The organism is Brevinematales bacterium (genome assembly GCA_026415355.1).
In the GTDB taxonomy this organism is placed as follows: Bacteria; Spirochaetota; Brevinematia; order DTOW01; family DTOW01; genus SKYB106.
On record JAOAHF010000002.1, the window covers coordinates 112,695 to 131,418 of the forward strand.

General features: G+C 31.0%; 17 protein-coding genes and 1 tRNA gene. 8 read left to right on the plus strand and 10 right to left on the minus strand.

Annotated features, from left to right (window positions below; all coding sequences use genetic code 11):
* The first annotated feature begins 33 nt into the window (after positions 1-33).
* Positions 34-1,314, plus strand: coding sequence for a Mur ligase family protein (locus N2712_01185; protein ID MCX8028596.1), 1,281 nt, complete (start codon positions 34-36; stop codon positions 1,312-1,314).
* 112 nt (positions 1,315-1,426) lie between these two features.
* Here the strand turns inward: N2712_01185 and N2712_01190 are convergent, their stop codons facing one another.
* Both N2712_01190 and N2712_01195 read right to left on the minus strand, forming a co-directional pair.
* Positions 1,427-3,445, minus strand: coding sequence for a thioredoxin domain-containing protein (locus tag N2712_01190; protein ID MCX8028597.1), 2,019 nt, complete (start codon positions 3,443-3,445; stop codon positions 1,427-1,429).
* 194 nt (positions 3,446-3,639) lie between these two features.
* A tRNA-Lys gene (locus tag N2712_01195) sits at positions 3,640-3,712 on the minus strand.
* Positions 3,713-3,851: 139 nt separating this feature from the next.
* On the opposite strand from N2712_01195, the gene N2712_01200 reads away from it, so the two are divergent.
* Positions 3,852-5,525 carry a hypothetical protein gene (locus tag N2712_01200; GenBank protein MCX8028598.1) on the plus strand — a complete coding sequence of 558 codons (1,674 nt, stop codon included), beginning with the start codon at positions 3,852-3,854 and terminating at the stop codon, positions 5,523-5,525.
* On the opposite strand, the gene N2712_01205 is transcribed toward N2712_01200, so the two are convergent.
* From N2712_01205 to N2712_01215, 3 genes are all read right to left on the minus strand, one after another.
* Positions 5,504-6,319 carry an SDR family NAD(P)-dependent oxidoreductase gene (locus tag N2712_01205; protein ID MCX8028599.1) on the minus strand — a complete coding sequence of 272 codons (816 nt, stop codon included), beginning with the start codon at positions 6,317-6,319 and terminating at the stop codon, positions 5,504-5,506. The genes N2712_01200 and N2712_01205 overlap by 22 nt on opposite strands.
* 219 nt (positions 6,320-6,538) lie before the next feature.
* Positions 6,539-6,706, minus strand: a complete 168-nt coding sequence (gene rpmH, locus N2712_01210; protein MCX8028600.1) for a 50S ribosomal protein L34 — start codon at positions 6,704-6,706, stop codon at positions 6,539-6,541.
* Positions 6,707-6,721: 15 nt separating this feature from the next.
* Positions 6,722-7,480: a YebC/PmpR family DNA-binding transcriptional regulator gene (locus N2712_01215; protein MCX8028601.1), complete on the minus strand. Its 759-nt coding sequence runs from the start codon at positions 7,478-7,480 to the stop codon at positions 6,722-6,724.
* Between the two features lie 181 nt (positions 7,481-7,661).
* Here N2712_01215 and N2712_01220 point away from each other — a divergent pair, with 181 nt between their 5' ends.
* A complete protein-coding gene (locus N2712_01220) occupies positions 7,662-8,003 on the plus strand; it encodes a flagellar biosynthesis anti-sigma factor FlgM (GenBank protein MCX8028602.1) in 342 nt (113 codons plus the stop codon).
* On the opposite strand, the gene N2712_01225 is transcribed toward N2712_01220, so the two are convergent.
* From N2712_01225 to N2712_01235, 3 genes are all read right to left on the minus strand, one after another.
* Positions 8,000-9,427, minus strand: a complete 1,428-nt coding sequence (locus tag N2712_01225; GenBank protein MCX8028603.1) for an RtcB family protein — start codon at positions 9,425-9,427, stop codon at positions 8,000-8,002. The two genes, N2712_01220 and N2712_01225, sit on opposite strands and share 4 nt — an antisense overlap.
* A gap of 142 nt (positions 9,428-9,569) precedes the next feature.
* Positions 9,570-10,484: a hypothetical protein gene (locus N2712_01230; protein MCX8028604.1), complete on the minus strand. Its 915-nt coding sequence runs from the start codon at positions 10,482-10,484 to the stop codon at positions 9,570-9,572.
* A gap of 169 nt (positions 10,485-10,653) precedes the next feature.
* A complete protein-coding gene (locus tag N2712_01235) occupies positions 10,654-11,619 on the minus strand; it encodes a hypothetical protein (protein MCX8028605.1) in 966 nt (321 codons plus the stop codon).
* A 197-nt stretch (positions 11,620-11,816) separates the two neighbouring features.
* Here N2712_01235 and N2712_01240 point away from each other — a divergent pair, with 197 nt between their 5' ends.
* From N2712_01240 to N2712_01260, 5 genes are all read left to right on the plus strand, one after another.
* Entirely contained in the window at positions 11,817-12,410 is a 594-nt protein-coding gene (locus N2712_01240; protein ID MCX8028606.1) for a TetR/AcrR family transcriptional regulator, read from the plus strand.
* Between the two features lies 1 nt (position 12,411).
* On the plus strand, positions 12,412-13,863 hold the full coding sequence (locus N2712_01245) for a TolC family protein (protein MCX8028607.1): 1,452 nt from the start codon (positions 12,412-12,414) through the stop codon (positions 13,861-13,863).
* A gap of 9 nt (positions 13,864-13,872) precedes the next feature.
* Positions 13,873-14,814 (plus strand): efflux RND transporter periplasmic adaptor subunit, encoded by a 942-nt coding sequence (locus N2712_01250; protein ID MCX8028608.1) that lies wholly within the window; start codon positions 13,873-13,875, stop codon positions 14,812-14,814.
* A gap of 27 nt (positions 14,815-14,841) precedes the next feature.
* On the plus strand, positions 14,842-15,810 hold the full coding sequence (locus N2712_01255; GenBank protein ID MCX8028609.1) for a LysM peptidoglycan-binding domain-containing protein: 969 nt from the start codon (positions 14,842-14,844) through the stop codon (positions 15,808-15,810).
* 165 nt (positions 15,811-15,975) lie between these two features.
* The gene (locus N2712_01260; protein MCX8028610.1) at positions 15,976-16,704 is read left to right on the plus strand and encodes a metallophosphatase family protein; all 729 of its coding nucleotides are present in this window, start codon (positions 15,976-15,978) and stop codon (positions 16,702-16,704) included.
* Here the strand turns inward: N2712_01260 and N2712_01265 are convergent.
* Complete coding sequence (locus N2712_01265; protein MCX8028611.1) at positions 16,675-17,865, minus strand: CNNM domain-containing protein; 1,191 nt, start codon at positions 17,863-17,865, stop codon at positions 16,675-16,677. The two genes, N2712_01260 and N2712_01265, sit on opposite strands and share 30 nt — an antisense overlap.
* 55 nt (positions 17,866-17,920) lie before the next feature.
* On the minus strand, positions 17,921-18,700 hold the full coding sequence (locus N2712_01270) for a hypothetical protein (GenBank protein ID MCX8028612.1): 780 nt from the start codon (positions 18,698-18,700) through the stop codon (positions 17,921-17,923).
* Positions 18,701-18,724 lie beyond the last annotated feature (24 nt).

An 18,724-nucleotide genomic window follows, 5' to 3' on the forward strand; every position in this document is an offset into this window, starting at 1 on the left:
TCTTTAATATAAAAATCACCCAGAGAAAAAGCTATGTCAGAGACAAATTATCACAAAACGCTTGAATACATATATACCCTTACAGACTTCGAAAACTCCAGAAGGTTCAAAAATATTACAGGTTTTCAGAATGTTGAAAAAACCCTTGATTTACTCAGTATAAACTACAAATCCAAAAACATAATACATGTAGCAGGTACAAAAGGTAAAGGAACTGTCTCGTACTTTTGTAGTTATTTAATGTCAAAATTCCTCAAACAAGAAGTAGGTTTATATACATCTCCACATCTTTTGAGTGTAAATGAAAGGATATCTATTTTAGAAAACGGTATTAAAAGAGATATCTCTAATGAAGACTTCTCAGAAATAGCCACAATAGTAAGGGAAGTTATTGAGAAAAATAATATAGAACTAACAACTTTTGACTTTCTGACTGTTATGGCTATGGTATATTTCGAGAATAAAGGAATCCACGACATAGTTTTAGAAGTAGGGCTTGGTGGCAGACTTGACTCAACAAACTTTTGTACTCCGAAAGTATCAGTCATCACGCTTATAGACTACGATCATGCAAATGTACTAGGTAAAACACTAGATAAAATAGCATATGAAAAAGCAGGTATAATAAAACCCAATATCCCAGTAGTATCATCTAGTCAGAGAAAAAGCGCTAGGAAAACAATAGAGGAAGTATCAAGAATTAAAAACTGTGAACTAACATTCATAAATGATATTTACAAAATACTAAAAACGGAGGTAAACTCCGAAGGAACAATAGCAACTGTAAAACATATACCAAGTGAGAATGTTTTCAACATTTCTACAACCATGATAGGTAAGCATTTCGTAGAGAATATATTAGTATCGTACGAGGCAGTAAGAAAAATTTTTGATATACCAGCACATTACATACAATCATTACCTGTCAGAATAAAAGGTAGATTTGATATCCTAAAACTAAGACCACTAATAGTTTTTGACGTAGCTCACTCCCCAAAATCTGTAAATGCCGTAATAGAAAACTACTTAAAAATACTTAACTATGATAAATTTAAACTAATCGCTTCATTTATGAATGACAAAGATATAAAAAGAATATCAAAAGTTATTGGTAAATACAGAAATTACATACAAAAAGTAGAAATAATAAAACAAACTAGCTCAGATGGAAGTAATACTCTAAAATCAGAACTTTCAGAAATAGGATTTAGAAACATATCAGTCTCCGACCAAGTAAATTGTGAAAACATAAACACACTAATAATAGGTAGCTTCAGATTGTACGAAAATGTAATTAATGAACTTGGCATGTAAATACTTTAGCGCTTTTTGCAAAGCTAGCATTATAAACTAAATATATTCAAAAAAAATCAAAGAAAGATACAAATCTTCCATCTCTTGAAATATCCAGCAACACTAGAAATCTTCAACAATTCCTAATTCTCGATATTACATCATCAACATCTTGAACTTCTGGTAAACAAGTTTTACCTCTACACACGAAAAATCCTTTACCTTTAATGCTACTAAAAATTCCTGATACACTATTCAGGTAACCACTCTTTAAGAGTATTAGAGTATTTGTCGGAAAGCACTTTACTATCTTAATAGCATCCTTTACATCCTTATCAACGACAATTACTTTGTTTAGTTCTCTCATCCAAAGGTTTATCGAGTAAAGTAGAAATGTAAAACTCAAAAGTGATGAAATAAAGTAAGAATATGAAATATCTACAGTTCTCTGAATAACATTCTCAAGTAAACTATCACAAATTATGTTATAAAGTATAACAACGTTTCTAAGCATAACAGAATTTCCAGAAGGATACGAAGAATCAGAAAATTCTTTAGTTTTTATAGGTAATTCATAACTATTCGAGATAAAAAAACCACCGCTTTTACTATCAAAGAATTTTTCAATACCTTTTTTAGTAATTTCAATCGCATACTGAAGATATCTATCATCGAAAGTCGCTTGGTAAAGCTGAAAAAGTCCCATAGCCAAAAAGGCATAGTCATCAAGCATTCCTTCAACTGCCACCTCACCATCACAATATCTGTGATACAAGTTTCCATCTAAATAAAGTCTTGAAATTATGAACTCAGCAGCCTTTTTAGAAGTTTCTATCATATCTTCTCTGTCCAAAAGAATTCCTGCCAAAGCAAGAGCAAATATAACCATGCCATTCCAATCTGTTAGTACCTTATTATCTTTTAATGGTTTAGATCTCTTATCTCTCTCCAACCTTAATCTACTAATTAAGGACTTAATCCTAAGATATTCATCATATCTCAAACTATCTACATAACGCTTCTTAAAAACCAAAACATTTTTACCAGTTTTCTTTTTGGTTGCTTCTTCAAGAAAATTACCATCATCCTCAAGATAAAAGTAATCATAAAAAAACAAATAGCTATCCTCAAGCAAAAACTTTATCTCATCAGTACTCCAAGTGTAGTATTCACCTTCAAAACCATTACTCTCAGCATCTTCAGATGATAAAAATCCACCTTCCCTATCTAAAAGATTAGAAATCAGATATTCAAAAATCTCAATGACAGTCTGTTTCAATAATTCATCATGCGTAAGATCATAAAATAACGAATATGCAACAATTCCAAACGCTTGATCATATAACATTTTTTCAAAGTGTGGCAATATCCAATACACATCCGTTGAATATCTATGAAATCCTCCTCCAACCTGATCATAAATACCACCTAACCTAATCTCTCTTAGCACCCTTAACGATTTTCTCATCAATTTTTCATCCTTATTTGCCTTAAGATAATCATATATCAAAATAAAGTTGTGGAAAGTAGGAAATTTACGAGAATTAGGATTTTCAACCGTTAGATAATATTCTAACAACTCTTCAATAGTCTTGCTTGAGACAGAGTATATATTTGTATCGATAGTCACCATCTCATGATTGTTGAAGTATTTATCCAAAAGATAAATTATGTTATTAGAGGAATTTAATATTTCATCTCTTCTTGATATCCAAACATTATAGATTGTTTTTAGAAGATCCACTATGCCCATTACTCCGTATTTTGTATATCTTGGGATATAAGTCGTTGCAAAAAATGGTTTTCTATCAGACGTCAAAAACACATTAAGAGGCCATCCTCCACTACCATTAATCATCAGGCACACATTCATGCACAGATTGTCAATATCAGGTCTCTCTTCCCTATCAACTTTGACAGGGATATAATACTCATTCAATACTTTAGCAACCTCTTCATCTTCAAATGACTCTCGTTCCATAACATGACACCAATGACAAGAAGAATAACCTATTGACAAAAATATTGGTTTATCTTCTTTTTTAGCCTTTTCAAAAGCTTCCTCTCCCCACGGATACCAGTCAACAGGATTATAAGCGTGCTGTAGAAGGTATGGACTTTTCTCATTTATCAACCTATTAGGATTCTTCATTCTTAAAATATACTAAATTAGTGGGAATAATCAACACAAAAGGCATTTTAAATACTATAATCACCTACTACTGGATAATAAAGTAAAACAAACTAATCGCACATATACTACTTTTTAGCAAAAAACCGATAAGAAAAACATCCTAAATTCAGATAAGTTTGATAAAACATCTGACATTACAATTAAATGCTATATGAGCCGTGCTGGACTCGAACCAGCGACACCCGGCTTAAAAGGCCGGTGCTCTACCACCTGAGCTAACGGCTCAACTTTTCTATATAAATATATTAAACTATCACCCTTTCTTTCAACTTGAGTCAAAAAAACTATTAAAAAATTCCCTAAAGTAAATTTTTTAGATTAAGTTAGTAGAAAAAATAATTTCTAAAATAGTATAATTTTCCTGATGTCCGACCTTGATAAAACAAGATCAAACATAGGAGCAGATAACTTAGATAGAGAAACTAGAGAAAAGTTATTCAAAGAATTTGTAAAAAGTGGCGGCAAAGTTTTAACTGAAAGAGAAATACTAAGACAAAAGGCAAAAGAACAAATACGAAAAGAAAAAGAAGGAAAAAGAGAAGAAGTACTTCAACAATATTCAAAGCAACAAAAAATCCAAATACTTCAAAAAACAACTATATCTCAAAATAGAACTACATCACATAAACAATTACCAAAACCATCTTTTATCGACAGAATAAAAGTATTCTTAAACGCGTATTTACAGAGTACAATTAAATTAAATGGTTACATCAAGAGAAAATTTTTCGAAACACTCGTCAAAGAAATACCGACATCATTCTTCGATTTAAGAATAATAAGCTACTTACTAACACAAAAAGATGAAAAGTTAACTCTAGCTGTTAAAAAAAGTTTGAACGCACTAAACCCTATAGGCTTTGAATTAATATATAGACTTTCTGAGTTTCCAAATAATGAAATATTTGAAAAAATCGAACGGATATACAAACTATACGCTCAAACGAAGGAAACAACAAAACCAGAAGAGTTAAAAGACTTCATAAGATATGTATTCAAAAAACTATACCTTATGTATCCTTATAAAGATCAAGTAAAAGTACTAATTTCAACAGGACTTAGAGCAATTCACAACTATATACCCAAAAATGATTTCCAAAAAACTGAAAAACTATTTTACAGAAACTGGGAATTTCTGTACGTAGATTTTTTCCCAAAGATCAAATGTATTGTCGAATTGATGCTCGGAAGAGAACAAACTTTTAACTCAGAAGAACTTCTAAAGTTCATAGACATAAAGGAAGAAGAAACCATAGGATACTTAACAGAAAAAGTTGGTATTTCAAAAATAGAAGAAAAACCACCTGATGATAAAAAACAAGAAATACAACCACAAAAAGACAAAGCATCTCCTATTGACGAAGGAATAGAGTTTATAAACTCAATAAATATAAAGAAAATTCAAGATAAACTTAAGAGAAAAAATATATATGTTGAATACAACGATAAGATTTCTATAACAGAAGCCTTAATTGAATTTTACGAAACTAACATATACCCTATCTTAGTACTAAAAGCTAAGTATAACGTTATATTCGATGTAGTCAAAACAATTGATATAAAAAAAGAGCTTGATGACAGCTATATCAACATAACAAGCATAAAAAGCAGAATAAATGAGTATTACAAAATTATTGAGGATTACAAAAACATAGAATCAGATATAATGATACCAATTACCAGGAAATCAGGTCTTCTAAACACAAGAAGTATAGAGAAAGCAAAATTATCGTATGAAATACGAAAGGATATATCTGAATTCTTTATCAGGATAGAAAATATACTAAATACGGTTATAAAAGATTATGAAAATAACAAGACAATACTATCAAACCCTGACGAAATAATAGAATTCAAAGTTGACAAAATAAAGGATATAGAAGTTGAAAAGAATGTTTTTGATGGAGAAAAAGTTATTGATGCATTATATAGAATACATAGAATCATTTCAGGCATCATATTTTTGCTAAAAGACGGTGACCTAGGTGGATCAAATGTAAAGCTGGAAAAACCCGTCTATTTGAGAATTGAATCATAAAACTTATCAATTGATCCTCTAGGAGTTAGCCTCAAAACAAAATCCAAGATATAACCATAGGAAGGTACAAAATACCTCGGCTTAGTTTTTCTTTTATTTATTATTTTATATATCTTTTTAGCTACTATCTCTGGAATAGGAGATACCTTCATACTATTCTCTAAAAACTTAAACATTTTTCTCGATATTCCAGAGTATACAGACACTTCTGAAAATCTTTCCAAATAACCCATAGCAATATTAGGCCAATTCGTATTAATACCACCAGGTGCTAACTCTACAACATCAACACCAAATTGTTTGACCTCATTTCTCAAAGCCAAAGACATAAAAGCAAAAGCAGATTTAGAAGCAGAATACCAACTAAGTATAGGAGAAGGTATCAGTGAAGCAACAGATGTTATGTTTATTATTTTCCCTCCACCGTTTTGTCTCATAACAGGTAACACAAACTGAATTAATCTAATTTGTGAAAAAAGATTGACTTCAAACTGTCTTCTGGCTTCCTCAATAGGTATGTCCTCAATCGCACCAGCAACACCATAACCAGCATTATTAACAAGAACATCTATTCTCTTCTGCTCATTAACTATTCTATCCACAACTCTCTTCATACTATTCTCATCTTCTAAATCCATATAATCAATTATAACACCAATTTCTCTTAAGTCTTGAGATTTTGATAAATCTCTACCAACACCATAGACAATAAATCCTTTTTTAGACAGAAACTTAGCAGTTTCTCTACCTATACCAGAAGTAGCACCTGTAATTAAAACAACTTTCTTTTCCATATATCACTCCAGATTATAAAAAATTAATCTTCGAAAACAACATTGTCAAAATCTTCTAAAAATAGAAATCAATCTGTCTTGTCTTCTACCAGAAAAGATTATAAAACTCAATTTATACTTAATAATTTCATAAAAAACTCTACTTTTTATAGAAAAACAACCTAAACAACTATGTTCAGGTAAATAGGAAGTTTATTGGAATCCTAAGATAAAAGAAGATTATTTCTTATACTTTTCGTCTGAAACCGTAAGCTTCCATCTACCCTTTTGTCTTCTTCTTTTAAGTACTTTAAGACCACCTTTAGTTGAAATTCTAGCTAAGAAACCATGGGTTCTATATCTTTTAAGATTACTAGGCTGATATGTTCTTTTAGTCTTAGAAGACATAGTAACCTCCAAATACTATGCTGCTTCTTTTGAAAATTTTTCAAACGCGGAATCACTTGCATCTAGATTTGATGAAACACTTTGGACATCATCGCTATTCTCGAGTTCTTCTAACAATCTAAGTACTTTTATAGCAGTATCATCATCAACAGTAGCAGTTGATTTAGGTATCATGGAAATTTCTGAAACTTTTATTTCTATGTTTTTATTCCTTAAGGCATTCAAAACATTTGAAAACTCTTCAACGGGGGTATATATACTAACTACATCACCTTCCTTCTTTACATCTTCAGCACCATTTTCTATTGCTATTTCAAGAATTTGATCTTCTGAATACTTATTAGCATCAACTGATATGTAACCCTTTTTTTCGAAAATCCAAGCAACACTTCCTGTTGATCCCAGACTACCACCAAACTTTGAGAATATTTTTCTCATTTCTGCGGCAGTTCTATTTTTGTTATCTGTAAGTACATTTACTAATATAGCAACACCACCAGGGCCATATCCTTCATAAACAACCTCTTCATAAGAAACTCCTTCAAGCTCTCCTGTACCTCTTTTTATAGCTCTCTCTATGTTATCTGCAGGCATGTTTGCTTCTCTTGCTCTTTCAATAGCAACCCTTAGTCTAACATTATTCTCAGGATTGCCTCCACCCATTTTTGCAGCAACTGTTATCTCTCTAGCAAGCTTCGAAAATAACTGTCCTCTCTTCGCATCTTGAGCTCCTTTTCTGTGTTTTATATTAGCCCATTTCGAATGCCCTGACATACCTACCTCCAAAACTGGCATAATTATAAATAAAACATCTTAAACTATACAACTTATAGCCCCCGATCACAAAACAATATATTCACTTTTACTTCAATTTCTTTCAAATTTATTTGAATCAAAATTCAACAATTCTTATAATATTACCGATAATAGAAGTGAAGCTAATGAGGTGGTTTTTATGTATATAAGAGGAGTAGGTGGTCCGGAACCAATAAAACCTAACAAGATCGTAGGTAATAAAGGAGAAAGCTCAATAAATGCCAATAACCAGATAAATAAAGATGAAGTATCAATATCTGACGACGCTAGACAAATACTCCAAAGAAAACAAGCAGAGGAAGTTGCTTTATCTTCAATAAAGAATACTCCAGATATAAGGCCTGAAGCAGTAGAAAGAGGGAAAAAGTTTATAGAATCCGGTGAATACAAAAGCGACAAAGCAATAGAAAAAGTTTCCAATAAAATAGGAGAAGAGATACTAGCATCAATTATCGTGAAAAACGAGAATAGTTCTGTTTAACCTTTAACACTTATAATAGGCTTTAGCCTAGCTATCTTGCTTGATATACCTGATAAATGGATGGTTTCTATAACTTTATCTATGTCCTTATAAGCTTGGGGAGCTTCCTCGGATACTCCAGCTTTTGAAGACGCCATAACTGTTATTCCTTTATTTTCGAGTTGCTTTAAAATTTTCTCATATGAAAAATTTTTCTTTGCTTGATTTCTAGATAACGATCTACCAGCACCATGAACTGTTGAGCCGAATGTTTTTATCATTGACAAATCAGTACCAGCAAGTATGTAAGAAAATGTACCCATGGATCCCCCAACTATAACTGGTTGCCCTGCATTATGATACTTATCTGGCAATCCTATCGCATTAGGACCAAACCCTCGCGTACTACCTTTTCTGTGAACATACAACCTCACCTTCTCACCATTTATTGTATGAATCTCTTCCTTTACTGTATTATGTCCTACATCAAACAAAACATCCAAATGTACGTTCCTAAAAATCTTCTTAAAGACTTTTCTAACTTTGTAAGTAATAACCTGCCTATTCACAAAAGCGTAATTAATCGCACATTTTACAGCCCCAAGGTATCTTTTTCCTTCCTCAGACATTATAGGAGCACAAACTAACTCTCTCTCCCTTATCTGAATTTTATACCTCTCTATTGCCTTTGAAAAAATTCTTATGAAATCTGTATTGATCTGATGTCCAAACCCTCTAGATCCAGTGTGTAAGGTAACAACAATTTGGTTCCTAAAAAGGCCAAACTCATCGGCAATTTTTTTATTGTATATCTCATCAACTACTTGAACCTCTAGATAATGATTACCTGATCCCAAAGTACCTAGTTGTCCTTTTTCTCTCTCAATAGCATCTTCGCTAACATAATCTGGAATAGCAAAATCTATAGTTCCATTCTCTTCTATACTATCAATGTCTTCTTTTTCAGCATAACCTTTATCAAGAGCCCATTTAACCCCCTCAGTCAACACTTTAAATAGTTCTCTTCTTGATAACTTTATATCTCCTTCTCTACCCAACCCTGCAGGTACTTGCTCAAATAGCTTCTTTGCCAACTCCTCCAAATCTCGTTTTGATACTCCACTGTACTCAATATTTGTTTTAATAGTTCTTACACCACAGTTTATATCAAAACCAACACCTCCAACAGTAAAAACACCTTCTTCACCAAATGCCGCAACAGAACCTATCGGGAAACCATAACCCCAATGAGCATCAGGTAATATTATCACATCACCTACTATACCCGGAAGATAAGAAACATTAATAGCCTGTGTTAAAACTGCATCATCCATACTTTGAATAATGTCAATAGATGAAAAAAATCTTATATCAGAATTCATTCCTTCTCTTTTTCTATAAACCCATTCAAAATCGTTAACTCTTTCCAATCCCCCAATATTCATAAAACCTCCAAATACCAACAGAAAGTCAACTTTCAAAAAAACGTCTTTAATAATTTCTCAAACATACTAAAAATCTTGATCAACTCCCTGTAAAAAGTATAGTCAACAATTCTAAATCAAGTCAAGTTGGACTTATCAACAACTACTTTCTGTTTACAACATCATAAGAATATATGAGCCATCTGTTATCATAAGTTCTAAAAAGTTCGTAAGAGTATCTCAATCTATAGGAGGTATTTCTCAATCTATAATCAACATCCGCAACAACTACAGCCTTATCTCCCTCTATCTCAGTTCTAACAATTGCAAAGCTCAATATTTGATCCTCCCAATAAGTCGTAAGATAATCTTTAAATTTCTCAATAACTTTTGCCTTTTCTGAAGCAGTTTTACTCTCATTGTATCGTTTTGAGAAACTTGGAAATATGTTTATAAGTTTATCAAAATCAAAGTATATAACAAACTCTCTAGCATCTCTTCTATACTTAGCATCAAGCATACGTCTCACGACTTCATAAGGAGGTAAATTATAAAGCTCTTGCTGTAAACTTAAATATTCAGCATCGACCTTTGAAACAATTTCTTCTACCTTCTTAGGCGGTTTTACTATTAACTTGTAAAAATCAGTTGATTTACCATCTTTTTTATCAGCAGTACCATCAGGTGAAAATATACCCCTTATGTAATACACTCCTTGCTTGGAAATATCAAATATCTTCGAAATATCTATTCTAACAGAAAATGACTGATTCCTTTTAAGCAGTATAGATCTCTTCGAAACATTAAGATTAAAAAAATCATGCTTTATTAGAAAGTCATAAGAATATTCTACAACATCATTTTTATCGGTCCTAACTTCGATAAAAAACGTTTTCAAAATATCATCATACACAAAAAACTCTTCATCAGAAAACCCAACATTCCTAACGGTAAAAATAACTGGCATTTCTTCCAAAAGTCTATAAGTTTCATACTCAAAAGAAAGCTCAGGTTGTATTTGAGAATACCCAATACTACAAATTAAAAGTAAAAAAACAGTAAACCCCACTCTAACCATAACAATATTAATTTATCGGAAAAAAGAGAGAGTTTCAAACTTTATAGCTCAATTTCTGAAGCAAAAATCAAATTAAACACTTTGCAGCCTAAACAAAGCTTATAAAACTTTCAAAAAAATCAATTCCAAATTAAATTCACACTAACTTAAAAAAGATCAGACTCAATACTTACAATGAGAATTTTTCATCTATTGCTCTCAAGCCAAAATGTACCAAATTTACATAACCTTGATCGTAAGGTTCTATCGCGGGATCTCTCAACAGATTGCTCTGTACAAAGAAAAATAACCTAATTCCACTACCCTTTATGTAAAATGAAAATTCAAAGAAATATTCCGCAACTAAACTTCTTATACTATTCCAACTCCATATTTCTCGGTTAGCAAGTAAATCATACCACAGATAAAATTTTCCATAAAAACCAAAATTCTGAGTTATCTCAAAATCCAAAACATTACCAAGAGAAAAAGACCCCACAATTCTGTTAACCTTATACTCAGAGTTATCCACATATAATTTAAAAGGATAGATCCTATACCAAACACTCTCATCAACAGCTAAAACATAAAAATCACCTCTTAAAAATGGAACTATTGTAAGTCTGAAATGATTATTTTTAAACAATTCTAAAGGATTTGTAAGAAATCTAAGCCATATACTATCCCATATAATAACTCTTGCTCTCACCTCATCATATAAAGAAACAAAATCTGCATTATCTACATCATGTTTACACCTATGAGTAAAACCAAACTGAAAGTTGTATAAGCTATATCTATATGACAATAAAAAACCTTCTTGCCAATAAAATGCTCTTGGATCAAACAATATTATACTATTTGAAGATGCAATCAGCTCTATGTCAGAAAATAAAACAACACTAAATATATTACCATACCTGCAAAACTCTCCAAAAACACCAGCCTTAGCTATCCAAAAGTGGTTGAAATCTGTAAATGGTTCAGGCAGATATTTACCAAACTCAGCAGTAGCAGAAGTAAATGTAAGAAAATCAACTTCATTAGATGCCGAAAAAGACTTAAGAGGATGTATAATGTAGCTCCTATCCATATTAACAACACCAAAACCATAGGTAAACAAAAATAAAAATGTAAAACTAAAAATCAACCTCATACAATAAAAACCATTTTAAAAAATCAATTATAACTATTCAAAATTTCGAATCAGTAAAATACAACTATTTCCCAAAATGCTTATTACATCACAATCTTTTCCATGATACTAAACTATTTTAACAAAAATTTGAAAAACTTGACTAATTCCGTTTTGGAAGTATATTTATTATACTGACCAGTCAGTACGAGGTAAGAATGTCAGAAAACATAAAAGAAAGGATAATATTTTCGGCAATAAACTTATTTGCTGATAAAGGTTTTCATGAAACGAAGGTAGACGAGATAGCCAAAAAAAGTCAAGTTGCAAAAGGTACAATATACCTATATTTTAAGAACAAGGAAGATATACTCAAAAAATCACTTGAATATATACTACAAAAAGCAATAGAAAATTACTACATCGACAACAATAAAAGTTTTTGCGAAAATCTCAAAGAGATACTCGAAAGAAACTCAAATTTTGCATTAGATAACATAAATTTCTACAAGGTCATGTTATCCAGTGTGTATAAAGTTAACAAAAGTGAAGAATACAAGAAAAGAAGTCAAGATTTTAATCAAATAGTATCAAAGGTTAAGATTTTGCTTGAGAAAGGGTTAGAAGAAGGAATAGTAAGGAAAGATATAGACATTGATAACCTTTCTATACTACTTACTAATCTTATATTAAGTTCCATGATGAACATAGTAGTGATGATAGTTTTTGGTAATGATAGTTATAGAAACAAAGTAGAAGATTTCATTGAAGATGTATATAAGTTTGCTCTATCTTCAGTCAAAGGAGGATAAAATGAAAAGATTTACTTTAGCATTTATCTTTATAATGTTTCTATGGAATACTTTTGGGAATAATATCACAATAAATAATCTATACGACGCTATAAAAATAGGATTAGACAATAACAAAGAGATAAAGACAAAACTTCATGATGTCATGTCTGCTAATACCTCTATTAAATCATCACTTGCAGATCTGATACTACCTAGCATCAATGCTAACTTTAGATTTACAACACTAGACCCAACAACACTTGAGAGATCCGTTAGCAAAGCAGTTACCCGATTTAACGTAGTTACTAACGTATCTGGTATATTAACAAATTTAGTTCTTGTACCTGAAGAAAAAACTATTACAAATGCTTTTTGGGATAACTACTCTGCCGGTGCTACAATATCATACAGGGTACCATATCTCATACCTCTAGGACTTGATCTAGGATATAACAGCTATATTTTACAAATCAAAAACAAAGAACTATCCGAACTACAGTATCAAAAGGCTCTAAATGACTACGTATATAATATAACCATTGCTTATTACAATTACTTATTTGCTAAAGAATTCGCCAAAATATCAGTAGAAACTGATAGGAGACTCGAAGAAAATGTAAGGGTAGCAGAAGCAAACTTCAGAGCAGGTATATTTTCAGATCTAGAACTTATAAGAGCAAGAGTACAGCTTGTCAACAACAAACCTAACGTATTCTCCGCAAGCAACAATTTAAGAATACAAAAAATGAACCTAATTACATTATTAGGACTAGATGTATCAAAAGTTGATGAAATTGAAATCAAAGGAGATATCGAAGATATAAAAAAGGTATTTTCTAACTACAACATTGATTTTGACAAAGAAAAGAGTAAACTTATCGATAACAACATCGATCTAAAGATATTAAGGAAAATTATTGAGATATCTGAAAATTCAAAAAACGTAGCACTTGCTTCAAATAAACCAGTTGTATCGTTGTTTTTCAACTATAACTACGAGTTTAAGAAAACAAACAACTTCGAAAACGAAAGGCACTGGGTAGATAACTGGAATGCAGGTATCCAAATAAACATCCCAATATCTGAACTACTACCCATATCTAAAAGCTACGCCAACATGGAAAACGCCGATTACTCTATAGAAAAATCAAAAAATAATTATCTCAACACTATCAACCTAATAATGGTGCAATTTGAACAAACAAAACTCAGATTTAAAGAAAGCTTAGAAAACATATTAGCACAACAAGCAAATGTCGAACAAGCAAAAAGATCTCTAGATATTATAACTACCAGATACCGATTTGGAAATGCATCAAGCTTAGACTTAATAGATGCACAACTTGCCTATCAACAAGCAGAATTAAATTTACTCAGCGCCTGGGTAAACTATGTGAATACAATATTAAATGTAAAAAAATTAACAGGAGATAACCTAACAATAGGTGATAATCTCCAGAAAAACTTCTAGGAGGGTAATATGAAATCAAAGACAAGAACTGTAATAATAATTGTCACGATAGTCTTAGTTGTAATAGTTGGAATAAGACTTGCTACAAGTTTCGCATCATTCGGCAGGAGCAAAAATGAATCAAGAGAAACAAAAATAGTCGACGTTACTGTTGTTGGAACAAAAGTAAAATTTGGAAATGTAGAAAAGTATATATCTCTAGCAGGTGAAATGAGAGGAATAGATGAAGCAGTAGCAATTCCAGATGTTCCTGGTAAGGTTTCGAAAATAATAGTTTCAGAAGGAAACTATGTTAGCAAAGATGCAACTATAGCATATATTGATAGATCCGTAGTAGGATTCTCGTACAACCTATCACCTGTACGTGCTCCAATATCAGGTAGAGTTGGAAACATAACGGTTAGTGAAGGGCAATTCGTATCACAAACAACACCAATCGCTACCATAGTAAACGATACTGTAATGGAAGTAATACTCTTCTTGCCCGAAACATTCCTAAATAAAGTGAAAAAAGGAGATAAAGCAATAATTGAAGTTATACCATATCCAAACGAGAAATTTATAGGATACGTCTTTGCAACAGACATTGTTATTGATAGGGGTACAAGAACTCTAAAAATAAGGGTAAGAGTTGATAACAAAGACAGGAAACTAATATCAGGAATGTTTTGCAACGTAAAAGTACTAGTTGACACTGCTTATAATTCAACATATGTTCCAAATACTGCAATAAGAAACATTGAGGGAGAAGATATTGTATATGTGGTAACAAAAACCAATATTACTAAAGATGATGAAAACTTTTATTATGTAAGTAGAAGAAAAGTTATACCAATACTATCCGATGGAATCGTAACTGCTGTCAAGGGATTACAAACTAACGAAATGGTTGTATCACTAGGAGCAGAATACCTAAAGGATGGAATAATTGTAAGAGTTATAGAAGAATAATCAAATTATTTCCGAAAAATATATGTTGTGCTTAAACATATATTCTACTTAGTTATAATAGTATGGATTTGTTTCAGTAATAACGCATACAGTCAGTATCTTCTATACAATGTAAAAAAAGGTGACACATTTTATTCTTTATCTAGAAAATTCAACGTTGACATCTGGTTAATACAAAAAGAAAATAACATAACAACTCTAAAAGAAGGAGAAACAATAAAAATACCCATAAGGATATTCAATTCATATGTAGTACAAAAAGGAGACACCTTATTCAGTTTATCTAAAAAGTTCAACACTACAATAGAGGAAATTATATCTGTAAACAATCTTGATAGTATAGATATTAAGGTAGGACAAACATTGACAATACCAATATCTAAAAATCCCTTAAAACATAATACATCCAAAAAACTTATACCCAACAGGACTGAAAATATATATGTAGTACAAAAAGGAGATACCTTATTCTCAATATCGCGCAAGATCGGTGTTGATATTAAAGAGATTTTAAAAATAAATAACCTCAACAAAGAAAGCATAATAAAACCAGGTATGATAATTATTCTCTCAAAAAGTCTATCACTAACAACTCATTCAACAAAAACTAAAAAGTTTAAAGAAAACCACAACAATGACAATATCAAAATTAGTTTTCAACTACCTATCTCATTTGCAACCTATATAAAAAACCAATCAAGTAGATTCTTAGAAATCGTTACTTCTAGAAAGGACAATGTTAAAGCAATAATGGATGGAGAAGTAATATTTGTAGGATCATTCAGTATTTTTGGTAAAACAGTAATAATTAAACATTCAGAAAACCTATACAGCATTTATGGTATGTTTGACGATATCAGTATACAAAAAGGTATGAAAGTAAAAAAAGGAGATATAATAGGAAGTCCATCCTTTGATAGTATAAATAATGGATACGTGGTCAAATTTTCTTTCATCATAAATGATAAAATGATTATACCCCAAAATAAGATATAGCATATTTATAAAGCTCACATACTTGTTAGAATTATGTTTTGGATCTAATTCATACAAAATCATGTACCATTACCAGAATGGTAATACCAACTTAGCCAAAAGTCCAAAACTCAACTTAAGATACAAAAAATTGAAAGCACTTAATCATACATACAATATATAGTTATGGTGATCGCCATTTTTTCTGATGTTCATTCAAATCTTGAGGCATTAGAAACTTTTTTCAACGAAACTTACAGCAGAGTTAACAAATATATATGCCTAGGAGATATAGTTGGCTATGGACCAGATCCTAGTGCTTGTATAAATATAGTGAAAAGTCTATGCGGTAGTGATTGGGCTATTAGAGGCAACCACGATCGAGCAGTTCTAAATCCTAGAGAAACAACCAACTTCAATTTCATAGCCGCGGAGGCAATATTCTGGACAATAGATAGAATTTCAGAGATGGAAATTGAATATTTGAAATCCCTAAGTGATATTATAGACTACAAAAATTATGTTTTCGTTCATGGTAGTGTATATGATCCTGATGAGTACGTATTAACACAATCTTCAGCAAACAGAAACTTAAAAAAACTTGAGCAACTAAACAAAAGAATAATGTTCTTTGGACATACACATATTCCGATAATATGGTCATCAGAATACTCCGAAAAAGTAATTTACAATACTAAAATTTACCTGGATAAAAACAAATTATACCTAATAAATCCCGGAAGTATAGGACAACCAAGAGATAGTTCTTATTTAGGTAGTTACCTTATATTTGATGATGAAGAAGAAAGCATAATATTCAAAAGGTTTCAATATGACGTCGATAGAACTTACAAGAAAATAGTATCTAGAGGCTTACCTGAATATCTAGGTAGAAGACTTAAGTTTGGAGTTTGACTTCGACCTGGTTTTTATTATTATCTCATCTATCTTACCTTCATTAACATCTTTTATGATAACCTCTAAACCATCTATTTTTATCTTTTCACCTTTATTAGGAATCCTACCAAAACTCTCAATTATAAAACCTGATATAGTATTATAAAACTGTGATTGTATATCTGTTAGGAAAATTTCATTGAATTCTGCTAACGTAGTATCACCATAAACAACGTATAAATTATCATCCAATTTTTTTATCTTCTCTACATCGCTTGAAAAAACATAACTAAAGATAGTTTCTGGGTAAACAACACCTATTACATTACCATATTCATCGATTATTAATGTTTTAAAAATACTTTTTTGTTTCATCTCTAGTATCAGATCATACACTTTTTTAGTTTCCGGAACAAAATTAACTGGCTCTATGTAATCAGAAATTCTAGTGTTATAAACATAAGATTTTAGAAAGCTATCGAGATTTACAACACCTACAATATTATTCCTATTACCCTCATACACTAAAACATATGACAAGTTTAAATCTTTTGGCAAATTTGATGTTTCTACTCCAACAGCAACTGTATCCGATATAGGTATCATAATATCCTTTGCATCCATATCCAGAATTTCCATAAATTTTCTATACTTAGGATTTCTTGTGTTTCGCTTCAAAATTTCAACAAGTTCAGCTTTATCTTTTCGAGACAGATACATAGATCTTTTCATGAAAGGGTGTATTAATCTCCTATCAACAAACTTAAACAAAAACTTACCTAAGAAATTCACAAAATATATAACTTTTGATAGTTCAATCGCAGTTTTTTCAGCAACACTATAACCGCCAACCTTTGGCAATATCTCACCAAAAAATGCTATAAAAGCAGATATTATTATAGTAGAAGCAATAGCACTTAAAGAAATTAAAAGATTCGAAACAGATATTGTAAATACTGTGTTGAAAAACATATTCATGAAAAGTATAGTTATAAGCGTTTCTCTATGATTCTCTAAAAGAACCTTTAGATATTTACTCTTTTTCTTATCTTTGAGAATAAGTTTATGGAGTTTAACTCTATCAACTATAAAAAGAGATAACTCTGAAAAGGATGCAAACATTGATCCTAAAAGGGATAAAAATGCGATTATACCGTATGCTAATTGGCTAGGCTCCATAAAATACTATATAATTAATATAAACATACTACAGTTCTAAAATCAAAGATCAACATCAGAATTTTTCAAAGAAAAGAGCTATAGTAGCATAAGTATTTCTCTCAGTTGAGTAAAGCCTAAATATCGTATCAATATCTCTCTGTTTAAGATCATCAATAAAAAACTTAACAAAGTACAAACCAAGACCTGCACCTATTTTATCATCAAAATCATCTTCAACAAAACCATCAACTATATTGTTTATATCGGCACTTGCTTTATCACGAAGTTTCTTAGCCTGTTCACGAGAAATAGGAACATTATTACTAACTTCAACTTTGAATATTTCTTTTGAAAACTTCCAAGATATCTTAACCCACTTATCAAGTCTCTGACATAAATCAACTACTTCTTCTCGATTTTTTACTATTAAATCAGTCTCACTAATCGGTAAAAAATCTACATTATTCCTTAAAACACTCATAAAGTTAGCTTTTTCGGCATTATCAACTAACTCCATTATAATATTGTTTATATGGACAATATCAGATTTACCAATAAAATCAAGGATTTTATTCGTTATATATTCTATAAGACGTCTTTGATTATGAGGTCCATACAATTTAAGCTCTACTCCCTTAGTGTAAAGGAGCAACTTATCCAACTCCAGAATTGTCCTCAAAGTTTTTTCAGTTATATTGACAAACATACTAGGGGTATTGTTAGGATCATATCTTTCCCTATACTGAGGCGGCAAAGAAGACTTGAACTTCATGAATCCCAATTTGTTTAATATGATTATAAATAGGTCCTTTTGAGAGCAACTCTTAATATCTCGAATTAGTACATCTTCCATAAATTGATTTTAAAACATGCTTTG

Bases quoted from the DNA above. Each gene is read 5' to 3' on its own strand.
- N2712_01235 (MCX8028605.1), bottom strand. From the start codon at position 11,619: ATGAGGTTGATTTTTAGTTTTACATTTTTATTTTTGTTTACCTATGGT.
- N2712_01225 (MCX8028603.1), bottom strand. From the start codon at position 9,427: ATGAATATTGGGGGATTGGAAAGAGTTAACGATTTTGAATGGGTTTAT.
- N2712_01185 (MCX8028596.1), top strand. From the start codon at position 34: ATGTCAGAGACAAATTATCACAAAACGCTTGAATACATATATACCCTT.
- N2712_01230 (MCX8028604.1), bottom strand. From the start codon at position 10,484: ATGGTTAGAGTGGGGTTTACTGTTTTTTTACTTTTAATTTGTAGTATT.
- N2712_01245 (MCX8028607.1), top strand. From the start codon at position 12,412: ATGAAAAGATTTACTTTAGCATTTATCTTTATAATGTTTCTATGGAAT.
- N2712_01200 (MCX8028598.1), top strand. From the start codon at position 3,852: ATGTCCGACCTTGATAAAACAAGATCAAACATAGGAGCAGATAACTTA.
- N2712_01205 (MCX8028599.1), bottom strand. From the start codon at position 6,319: ATGGAAAAGAAAGTTGTTTTAATTACAGGTGCTACTTCTGGTATAGGT.
- N2712_01240 (MCX8028606.1), top strand. From the start codon at position 11,817: ATGTCAGAAAACATAAAAGAAAGGATAATATTTTCGGCAATAAACTTA.
- N2712_01265 (MCX8028611.1), bottom strand. From the start codon at position 17,865: ATGGAGCCTAGCCAATTAGCATACGGTATAATCGCATTTTTATCCCTT.
- N2712_01215 (MCX8028601.1), bottom strand. From the start codon at position 7,480: ATGTCAGGGCATTCGAAATGGGCTAATATAAAACACAGAAAAGGAGCT.
- rpmH (MCX8028600.1), bottom strand. From the start codon at position 6,706: ATGTCTTCTAAGACTAAAAGAACATATCAGCCTAGTAATCTTAAAAGA.
- N2712_01220 (MCX8028602.1), top strand. From the start codon at position 7,662: ATGTATATAAGAGGAGTAGGTGGTCCGGAACCAATAAAACCTAACAAG.
- N2712_01250 (MCX8028608.1), top strand. From the start codon at position 13,873: ATGAAATCAAAGACAAGAACTGTAATAATAATTGTCACGATAGTCTTA.
- N2712_01270 (MCX8028612.1), bottom strand. From the start codon at position 18,700: ATGGAAGATGTACTAATTCGAGATATTAAGAGTTGCTCTCAAAAGGAC.
- N2712_01190 (MCX8028597.1), bottom strand. From the start codon at position 3,445: ATGAAGAATCCTAATAGGTTGATAAATGAGAAAAGTCCATACCTTCTA.
- N2712_01260 (MCX8028610.1), top strand. From the start codon at position 15,976: ATGGTGATCGCCATTTTTTCTGATGTTCATTCAAATCTTGAGGCATTA.